Source organism: Thiomonas sp. TH-17 (assembly GCF_057473305.1).
Genome location: NZ_JBYCKI010000167.1, coordinates 1 through 3,266 on the forward strand (window position 1 = coordinate 1; position 3,266 = coordinate 3,266).

At 60.3% G+C, this 3,266-nt stretch carries 3 protein-coding genes; all 3 read right to left on the reverse strand.

What is annotated here, in order from left to right; translation table 11 throughout:
• A partial coding sequence (locus AC2VLV_RS10395; protein ID WP_486989916.1) for a prepilin peptidase occupies positions 1-160 on the reverse strand: 160 nt, incomplete at its 3' end.
• The gene (locus AC2VLV_RS10400) at positions 160-1,380 is read right to left on the reverse strand and encodes a type II secretion system F family protein (protein WP_486989914.1); all 1,221 of its coding nucleotides are present in this window, start codon (positions 1,378-1,380) and stop codon (positions 160-162) included. The genes AC2VLV_RS10395 and AC2VLV_RS10400, both read right to left, overlap by 1 nt.
• Positions 1,381-1,394: 14 nt before the next feature.
• Positions 1,395-3,134 carry a type IV-A pilus assembly ATPase PilB gene (gene pilB, locus AC2VLV_RS10405; protein WP_486989915.1) on the reverse strand — a complete coding sequence of 580 codons (1,740 nt, stop codon included), beginning with the start codon at positions 3,132-3,134 and terminating at the stop codon, positions 1,395-1,397.
• Between the last annotated feature and the right edge of the window lie 132 nt (positions 3,135-3,266).

A 3,266-nucleotide genomic window follows, 5' to 3' on the forward strand; every position in this document is an offset into this window, starting at 1 on the left:
CGTCCGGATGAAGCGTGGCGTGGGCGTCCGCCTGCCACTGCCGCTCCATCATCACCGGCAGACGGTAAATGACCACATTCAGAAAGCTGCCCACCGCCAGGCCGAACAGCCCGGCGGCCACAATCCAGAACGTCAGCGGCAGCGCGCCGAAATCGGGCATCAACCGACCACCTTGCCGAGGTTGAAGATCGGCAGGTACATCGCCACCACCAGCCCGCCGATGATCACGCCGAGAAACACGATGATGATCGGCTCCAGCAGGGCCGAGAGGTTTTTCACCAACTCGTCCACCTCGGCCTCATAGATGTCGGCCGCCTTGCTCAGCATCGAATCGAGCGAGCCCGACTCTTCACCGATGGAGGTGAGCTGAATGACCAGCGGCGGAAACACGCCCTGGGTCTGCATCGACGTCGTCAGGCTGGTGCCGGTGGAAACGTCTTGCTGGATTTTTTCGGTAGCGCGCAGATAAACGATATTGCCGGCCGCGCCCCCGACGGCATCGAGCGCCTCGACCAGCGGCACTCCGGCGCCGAACATCGTGGCCAGAGTGCGGGTCCAACGGGCCAGCGCGCCCAGCCGCACCAGTTTGCCGAAGACCGGCACGCGCAGCAGCAGCCGGTCCATGGTCTCCTGCATCTTGATGGACTTTTTCCACGACTGCAGAAAGAAGTAGCCGCCCAGGAAAATGGTGCCAAACAGGATGTACCAGTAGTGCACGAAAAAGTTGGACATGGCCACCACCATCAGCGTGGGGGCGGGCAGGCTCGCGCCAAACTGCGAGAACACGTCGGTGAACACCGGCACGACGAACAACATGATGATGGACACCACCACGAAGGCCACGACCATCACCGCAATCGGGTAGGTGAGCGCGCTCTTGATCTTGCTGCGGATGGCCAGCGACTTTTCCTGATACGTGGCCAGGCGGTCGAGCACCAGTTCGAGCATACCGGCCGTTTCGCCCGCTTCGACCAGGTTGCAATACAGCGCGTCGAAATATTTGGGATGCTTGCGAAAGGCGTTCGACAGACTGGTGCCGGTTTCCACATCGCCGCGGATTTCCATGATCAGTCGGGCCATGTTCGGATTGGGATGGCCGCGACCGACGATGTCGAAGGACTGCAGCAGCGGCACACCAGCCTTGATCATGGTCGACATCTGACGGGTGAACGTGGAGATGTCCTTGGCTTTGATCGCCTTTCCGCTCGTCAGGCGGCGCTTCTTCACCTTGGTGACCAGAATGCCCTGGCGCCGCAAAGACGCGGAAACGATGGCCTCGCTGCCTGCGCGTAACTCACCGCGCTGTAGCTTGCCTTGCCGGTCTTTCCCTTCCCACTCGAATAGCGCTTCCTTCGCCGTTCGCGCTGCCGCTGTAGCCATGGTGCTTCCCCCGTTTACTCGTTGGACACGGCGATGATTTCTTCCAGGGACGTGACCCCCAGTTTCACCTTGATCAGCCCGGACTCCCGCAGCGAGCGCACGCCTTCCTTGCGTGCTTGCTCGGCGATGTCCATGGCTGTGCCGTGGTTAAGGATGATGCGTTGTATTTCTTCCGTGATTGGCATGACCTGATAGATGCCGACACGGCCCTTGTAGCCCGAGCCGCCGCAGGCGTTGCACTTTCCCGCCTTGTACGGTTTCCAACTGCCGTCGAGGTCTTCTTCGCGAAATCCGGCCTCCAGCAGCGTTTGTGCGGGTAGGTCGACAGGGGTTTTGCACTGGGTGCAAAGCTTGCGCGCCAGACGCTGCGCGGTGATGAGAATCACGCTGGACGCAATGTTGAACGCGGGCACGCCCATATTCATCAACCGGGTCAGCGTGGTGGGGGCGTCATTGGTGTGCACCGTGGAGAGCACCAGATGACCGGTTTGCGCGGCCTTGATCGAAATGTCAGCGGTTTCCAGATCGCGGATCTCGCCCACCATGATGATGTCGGGATCCTGGCGCAGGAAGGCGCGCAGCGCATTGGCGAAATTCAGCCCCGCTTTCTCATTGACGTTGACCTGATTGATGCCGGGCAAATTGATTTCAGCCGGGTCTTCGGCAGTCGAGATATTGACTCCCGGCTGGTTCAGGATGTTCAGGCAGGAATAGAGCGACACGGTCTTGCCGCTGCCGGTCGGGCCGGTCACCAGAATCATGCCGTAGGGGCGATGAATCGCGCGAAGCAGTTTTTCCCGTTCTTCCGGCTCGTAGCCCAGCGCGTCGATGCCAAGCTTGGCCGAGGAAGAGTCCAGAATCCGCATCACAATTTTTTCGCCGTACAGCGTCGGCAGGGTGCTTACCCGGAAATCGATCGATTTTTCCGGGCTGATGCGCAGCTTCATGCGCCCGTCCTGCGGCACGCGGCGCTCGGCGATGTCCAGCTTGGAAATGACCTTGATGCGCGATGCGAGCTTTTCTTTGATCGAGGCCGGGGGCTGCGCAATTTCACGCAACTCGCCGTCAACACGGAAGCGGATGCGATAAAAATGCTCGAAGGGCTCGAAATGCAGGTCGGAAGCGCGCATATTGATCGCGTCGATCAGCATTTTTTGCAGGAACCTGACCACCGGCGCGTCATCGACCTCGGCAGTCTGCTCCTTGGTGTCGGGCGCTTCGCTGCCATCGCTGAGGTCGCCCAGATCGAAATCTTCGCCAACCAGGGCGGAGATCTGCGAACTGGCCGATTGGCTGGCCTGATCGATGATGCGCGTCAGCTTGTCGTACTCGACGACGACCAGCTCGATCTGCGCCTGCGATTGAAATTTGATCTTGTCTTCCGCCTCGTGATCGGCTGGGTCGGCCGTCGCGACCACCAGACGGTTGCCGCGCTTGAGCAGAGGCAAAACCTTGTAGCTCTGAATGATCTTCGAGTCGATGGCACCCGTCGCCAGGCGGGTCGGGTCGTAGGCATCGAGATCCAGCAGCGGCAATGAAAATGTTCTGCTGACCCAGTGCGCCAGATCGGGCGCATTCATCGACCCACTGCCGATCAGCGTGGCAATGAAGCTTGTACGCGTTTCCTGCCCACGCTGGTGGATCTGTTCGACCAGGGTGCGCGGCAGCAGTTCGGCCTGCACCAAGGCGTGCGCCAGACCTGGCAAGGTCTTGGAAGGCGGCGAAGCGGACGCGGCGATCGAAGTGGCGGACATGATGCTGCAGAGAGTAGGCCGCCCATAATGCGTGCGGCTAGGAGGTTTTGTAAATCCTTCACGCTGCTCGCGGCATCGTGGTGGCGTGAAAAATCCACAGTTTAAAGGGGTAACGGCACGAACTTGAGGATC